The sequence below is a fragment of the Synechocystis sp. CACIAM 05 genome (genome assembly GCF_010222815.1).
GTDB lineage: Bacteria > Cyanobacteriota > Cyanobacteriia > Cyanobacteriales > Microcystaceae > Synechocystis.
In genome coordinates this window covers 1,464,590-1,470,875 of record NZ_CP019225.1, presented here as the reverse complement: position 1 = coordinate 1,470,875, position 6,286 = coordinate 1,464,590, and the positions used below count along the sequence as shown (strand labels likewise).

Below are 6,286 nucleotides of genomic sequence, written 5' to 3'. Positions count from 1 at the left end.
TTTTCCTCCAGCTTCTATATAAGCTACTACTCTTTGCCTTAAATCTAAACTGTAAGCCATTGTTTAAACCTGTTCATTTTGTACACCCCATAATTTTACATTAAATTCTCTCATCGTTAATTGAAATGACTATATCCCTCTTGCGTCAGACTGGGCAAGTCAATTTGATGAAAATCATCGAAAGCCTTTAGCAACAACGGTTTCATGTGGTGTACTTAATAAGATATTGTCCCCCATGATTATCGAGCCTTGAAAACCTTGAAACGCCTTCACAGTGAGACTTTTTGTATAGTACTGAAAAATATTCTTTCCGAGATTCAGGAAAGAGGGATATACCCAATTTAGCTCGAAAGAGTCTAGCTTTATGTTTGCCATTAGGATGGTTTAAATTAAGGGAATAGGTCTGTAGTTTATCAGTTATTTGCTTCACATCAGCTTGGTTTCCGTAGGGCAATTTCATAACTTAGATTAAAAATATTCCAGAACTTAATTCAGGATAGATGTTACAGCATCGATTAGTATGATCATAGGTTTTTCCTCAGGGGTTTTGCCATGACCGATCGCCTTTCCCATTTGCTTTCCTGGCTCCGACAACGGACGGAATTAGGCCAACTTGCCCCGGAGATTCTGGAGGCGATCGCCAGCCAATTAATTGAATTTTCCCTGGCTAAGGGTGAAAGTCTGCCCAAAGATAGGGACAAGGGAACAGACTTGTACATTCTTGGTCAAGGACAGTTGGAATCTGATGCCCGGAAATTTTGTTTATTGCCAGGGGCAATTATCAATCTAGAGGCATTCATAATTGATAGTCCCCTAGAACAGGATTTAGTCGCCCTTACTGACTGCCAATTGTGGTATTTACCAGGGCAAAAAATGCGGCAATTGCTGCAAGATTATCCCCAGATAACCCAGGCTTTTTCCCAACAATTGGTGCAGGAACTCAGGGAACTGAATGCCCAACTATTTTTTGAACAAGAAAAACAGAAGATTTTACGCCCCTACCTCGTCCCTGCCGCTAAGCGAGCCATTATGGGTAAAAGTCGCTATGCCCAAAAGCTCCGGGAGCAAATTAAAGCAGTATCAACAGATCAAAAGCCAGTATTATTGTTCGGAGAGCCGGGACTGGAAAAGGATAACACCGCCGCCCTGATTCATTTTGGCTCAGCCCAAGCCCAACGGTCGGTGATGGTTAAGATCAACTGTGCTCTGCTATCCGCCAGTGGTCAAGAACTCTTTGGCACCAATCAAGGTAAACCCGGAATTTTAGATGCCTTGGGTCAAGGAACCTTACTGTTGAACAATATTCAGGAATTGAAACCTCAACTTTTACCGGCGATCGCCAATTTAATTTGTGAAGGTATTTACCAACCTGTGGCCACAGCAGGGGGGGTAGAACCAACTTTTCGCCACAGTCAAGCCAAGGTAATTGCCATTGCTGAAAATATCATTCCTAAGCTAACTTCCCTATTTACTAACACCATTAAAATTCCCCCTTTGCGGGTAAGAAAAGCAGATATTGAAGATTACGTTGACTATTATTTAAGTTTAATTTGTCGCTCCAAAGGCATCGAAGTTCCCAACCTAGCACCGGAGGCCCTGCGTCGCTTACAAGCCTACGATTTTCCTAATAATATTCGAGAATTAAATAATCTGGTGGAACGGGCGGTCACCCAATTACAGGGCGAAAAAGTAATTACCGAGGAAATTATTTGGCCTTCCCAAAGTAAGAAACAATTATTTCGCCTTAATTTACTCAACCGTTACCCGCGATTACGGCAATTTTTGCGCAGTGCTTGGTGGCCTGATCGCCTCAATTATGGCTTCACTGTATTCGCTTTCCCGGTCATTGTGGCTATTCTTTTTCTGGGACCTCAAACTAGGGACCAAAATTTTGCATTGAATTTATTTTGGGCATGGTGGTGGCCCTTAGTGTTATTGGGATTTATTTTTGTGGGTCGACTTTGGTGTGCTGTATGCCCTTTTATGATTTACGGGGAAATTACCCAAAAACTATCCCTCTGGCTCTGGCCAAGAAAACTGAAAAAATGGCCCAGACAAGCAGCAGAAAATTGGGGGGGTTGGTTTCTTTTTGCCCTTTTCGCCCTAATTTTACTCTGGGAAGAACTTTGGGACTTGGAAAATACTGCCTATCTTTCTGCTTGGTTATTACTGTTAATTACCGGGGGAGCTATGGTTTGCTCCGTGATTTTTGAGCAAAGATTTTGGTGTCGTTATCTCTGTCCCATTGGCGGCATGAACGGCATGTTTGCCAAATTAGCCATCACTGAATTGCGGGCTCAACAGGGAACTTGTTCGGCGGAATGTACTACTTACCAGTGTTACAAAGGAGGCCCAGCCAAAGGAGAAGGGCAAGCCACTGAGGGCTGTCCTCTGGGTACTCACCCAGCCCAACTGACGGATAATCGAGATTGCGTACTATGTATGACCTGTTTAAAAGCCTGTCCCCATCGTTCAGTGGAATTTAATCTGCGTCCCCCGGCGATCGCCATTGTTACTACCCATACTGCGCGCCCCTACGAAGTAGCCTTATTGTTGTTACTACTAAATAGCGTTTTATTGAGGAGATTACCGGAATTTATCCAGGTATGGCATTTATCGCCAGTGGGTACATTTATCAACCATGGCTTGTTCTCCCTCGGTTTGCTGTTTTTACCAGCTTTATTGCCACTAATCGCCTACTTTTTGATTCCCGCTCCTAAAGTTGGGCAAAAAATTCCCTTCATTAACTTAGCTTACGGTCTATTGCCCCTCACTTTAGCGGCCAACTTAGCCCATTATCTCCATTTAGGTTTGGGAGAAGCGGGGCAGGTGTTGACCCTAGTGCCAAAAACTTTCCACTGGTCTTTACCCTTTGACTTACCAATGTTGGTAGCGGATCCGGCGGCGATCGCCTTTTTGCAAGGTATGCTGCTTTTGGCCGGAGTACTTTGGTCAATTTTTCTCAGTCAACAGTTGGGCAAACAATCCTTTTTCAATCTTCTGCCTCACCACGGCACAGTTGTTGGTTTAATGCTGATCTTTTGGAGTGTGATTGTTTAACTTCTTCAATACTTCTAATACGGCGATCGGGAGGAAGTAATACCATCTAATATTGCCTTCCCTCCCGATGTTAATTCTATTCAATTAAGGGCAACTAAGATTTCTTTTGAAATCCTCCATTGGATGGCGATTGGTAATAAACTTTTGAGCCTTGATTGGGTACAAAATGGCAAGCCCAATAGGACTTAAAAAAAGCCCGCCAAATGGGTTCATCGGAATATCGATAATACTCCCCTAAAATAGGCTTGATGGCTTCAGTCGCCCGGCGTAATTTGTAGTGGGGCATATTCGAGAAAATATGGTGGGCAACGTGGGTGCCAATGTCATGGTGAATGGGGTTAATGAAGCCGTAATCCCGGTCAATGGTGGAGAGGGCACCTTTGAGGAAATACCAATCATTACCGCGATACCAAGGGATATTGTCTTCAGTGTGATGTAAAAATGTGACCAAATCTAACCACACCACAAACACGATGTAGGGGGCAACATAAAATTTCAGCAAAAATAGCCAGCCAAATTGCCAAGTTAAAAAACCAAGGAAGCCGACAAAGGCTGCAAGAGCAAAGGTGCTGGTGAGAACAGCTGCTTTTTCTCCGGGACGGAATAGGGGACTACTGGGCATAAAATGGGAGCCTTCCCGATTTGGCGATCGCCGAAATAGATAGATGGGGTAGGCAATCAGGGGCAGATAGAAACGCAACAGCTTTTCATACCAGGCCATTTGGTTATATTTTTGCTCCGACACTGGGTACCAACTTTCGTCGGTGTCGATATTGCCCGTGTTGGCATGGTGAGTACGGTGACTAATGCGCCAGCCATGGTAGGGCACCAAAATTGGCGTGTGGCTGAGATGACCAATCCAATTATTAAGGGTTTTGGATTTGGAAAAGGAACCATGGCCACAATCATGGCCCACCACAAACAGGGACCAGAATAGGGTTCCCTGAATTAACCAAAAAATCGGATAGAAGAACCAGGAATCAAGGTAGGCCGCTAGAGCATAAAACCCGGCAATTAAACCAACATCCAAAAAAAAGTAGCCCAAGGACCGGACTACCGATGGCTCAAAACAATCCGCTGGAATAGCGTTTCTGAGCTCTTGGAGGGTAAATGGTAATTCTTCAGTTTTGGGGTAAGGAAGCTTTGTTTGAGGCGATGAAATTTCTAGACGCACGTATTTATCTTAGGGGCCATGACGGCAAAACAATCCTATGATTCTATCCTAAATCCTCAAAGAAGGCTGCCGTTGGAAGATGAAAATTCGGCGGTGAGACCAATTTTGACTAAGACAGAAAACACACTAAGGAGAATACTTGATTCAAATTTGTGTAGAAAAAGGACGATAAAAAGTTCAAATGTCTATAAATACGCAACTCTGATCAACTTTATGGACTAAAACGTCAAAACTTTAAGACTGCAATGGAATGGGGGCTAGTTTAACTTCTACGGCGCCAACCTCTGTCTGTGCCATTGACCATCAAGCAAGTTAAATTGCAAACGGTCATGGAGACGACTAGGACGACCCTGCCAAAATTCGATGCGATGGGGAATCACCCGAAATCCTCCCCAGTGGGGGGGGCGGGGAATGGATTGGTTCTCGTATTGTTTTTCCCAGCGGGCCAAATTGTCTTCTAACTCCTGGCGATCGCCGACAATCTGACTTTGGGGAGAAGCCCAGGCCCCCAATTGAGAACCCCGGGGACGGGACTGAAAATAGGCATCGGATTCTGCCGGATCAATTTTTTCTACTCGACCATCCACCCGTACCTGTCTTTCTAGGGCCGCCCACCAAAACACTAATCCTGCCCAAGGATGGGCCGTTAACTGTTGCCCCTTGGCACTGTCATAGTTAGTGTAAAAAACAAAACCCCGCTCATCCAAACCCTTGAGCAGCACCATACGCCCCACCGGATGGCCTTCCTCGGACAGAGTGCTTAAAGTCATAGCATTGGGTTCTGGCAACTCAGCGGCGATCGCCTGTTGGAGCCATATGTGAAATTGGGCAAAGGGATGGTCTGCCACCTCAGCCTCGGTTAAACCCCCCTGGGTATAGTTCAAGCGTAAATCCGCGAGGGAAACCCCATCCATAAAGCCTGCGTCCTCCAACTGGTGATCTTCACAGCGGGCAGTTAACATAAGGAATTATGACACCATCTGCGGCGAGTCATGCCATTGATACCCTGATCGAAATGGCCCACCAAGGGGAGATCAACCCCTGGGATGTGTCGGTGATCGACGTGATTGATCGCTTTTTGCAGGATCTGGGCATTCTCAACAGCCTCGACCTGAGTTTTCAACAGCAAAATTTACCCCGTTCCGGCCAAGCTTTTCTTTGGGCCTCCATGTTGGTGCGCTACAAAGCTGACAGTCTCCACAATTTGGAGCAGGAACCAGAAGAAGTTTTACCTGAAGCTGAGCTAGAAGAATGGCCCGATGGTCAAATTGCCCGGTTACCAAGGGATTTAGAAAATCGTCTGCGTCGCCGCACTGCTGTCCCGCCCTTACAACGTCGTCGGGTTACCCTAGCGGAATTAATTGATCAAATTGAGGCGATCGCCGTTGAGATCGAAAAAAGCGAACAAAAACCCAAGCGGGTGAAACGGGCACGTCCCCAATCCCGGCGGGAAGCACTACAAATCATTACCGAATTAGCCCACCAGGAAAATTTAACCGAGTTGGCCAGTCAATTGGAGCAATTTTTACAAACCCGTCTGCCGGAAATTTTGCCCGACTTCCCCCATCGTTCCTGGGTAGATTTGGACACATTGCTCCGCTGTTGGCACCACCATCTAGATCCAGATAAATTGCCAGACAAAAAAGATAAAGTTGGCGTATTTTGGGCTTTACTATTATTAAGTTCCCAGTCGAAAGTATCTTTGGCTCAGGAAGAGTTTTACCAAGATTTACAAGTTCAAATTATTGATGATTCTAAAAAAAATATACAGTTAACCTTAGATCCAGAAACAGAAGTGTTAAACTCAGCCTAGTATGCAAGCAATTACTCTTAAATGCTAAATATTTCTTAGTTGCAAATCTAAAGACTCATATGAAGAGTTAGATGTCAATCTAGTTGCATATAAATTCATTAAATCTTGGATGGAAATCAATTTATCGCTCTTCTATCAGTGTAGGTGGGAAGGTAAAATAGTTGAAGCAATAATAAGGTCTCCTAAAGCCATTACTGCCTTCTTCAATTTGTCAAATAAGTAATGGAAGTTTCTCAATA

General features: G+C 44.7%; 6 protein-coding genes. 2 read left to right on the top strand and 4 right to left on the bottom strand.

Translation table 11 applies throughout. The features are described 5' to 3' along the window. Positions 1 to 60 (bottom strand): IS630 transposase-related protein (locus BWK47_RS17375; protein ID WP_204250497.1); only part of this gene is annotated, 60 nt, incomplete at its 3' end. A gap of 142 nt (positions 61 to 202) precedes the next feature. After that, positions 203 to 460 (bottom strand): DUF6883 domain-containing protein, encoded by a 258-nt coding sequence (locus tag BWK47_RS17320; RefSeq protein ID WP_336235085.1) that lies wholly within the window; start codon positions 458 to 460, stop codon positions 203 to 205. A 92-nt stretch (positions 461 to 552) separates the two neighbouring features. Between BWK47_RS17320 and BWK47_RS06980 the strand changes: the two genes are divergently transcribed. Then, complete coding sequence (locus BWK47_RS06980; protein ID WP_162328106.1) at positions 553 to 3,060, top strand: sigma 54-interacting transcriptional regulator; 2,508 nt, start codon at positions 553 to 555, stop codon at positions 3,058 to 3,060. A gap of 94 nt (positions 3,061 to 3,154) precedes the next feature. Here the strand turns inward: BWK47_RS06980 and BWK47_RS06975 are convergent, their stop codons facing one another. Then, complete coding sequence (locus BWK47_RS06975; RefSeq protein ID WP_336235084.1) at positions 3,155 to 4,105, bottom strand: fatty acid desaturase; 951 nt, start codon at positions 4,103 to 4,105, stop codon at positions 3,155 to 3,157. A gap of 398 nt (positions 4,106 to 4,503) precedes the next feature. After that, on the bottom strand, positions 4,504 to 5,148 hold the full coding sequence (gene pdxH / locus BWK47_RS06970; RefSeq protein WP_204250496.1) for a pyridoxamine 5'-phosphate oxidase: 645 nt from the start codon (positions 5,146 to 5,148) through the stop codon (positions 4,504 to 4,506). 56 nt (positions 5,149 to 5,204) lie between these two features. On the opposite strand from pdxH, the gene BWK47_RS06965 reads away from it, so the two are divergent. Further along, positions 5,205 to 6,047, top strand: coding sequence for a segregation/condensation protein A (locus tag BWK47_RS06965; RefSeq protein ID WP_162328103.1), 843 nt, complete (start codon positions 5,205 to 5,207; stop codon positions 6,045 to 6,047). The last annotated feature ends 239 nt before the right edge of the window (positions 6,048 to 6,286 follow it).

Coding starts and splice junctions, on each gene's coding strand:
- BWK47_RS06980 (WP_162328106.1), top strand. CDS start 553: ATGACCGATCGCCTTTCCCATTTGCTTTCCTGGCTCCGACAACGGACG.
- BWK47_RS06965 (WP_162328103.1), top strand. CDS start 5,205: ATGACACCATCTGCGGCGAGTCATGCCATTGATACCCTGATCGAAATG.
- BWK47_RS17320 (WP_336235085.1), bottom strand. CDS start 460: ATGAAATTGCCCTACGGAAACCAAGCTGATGTGAAGCAAATAACTGAT.
- pdxH (WP_204250496.1), bottom strand. CDS start 5,148: ATGGATGGGGTTTCCCTCGCGGATTTACGCTTGAACTATACCCAGGGG.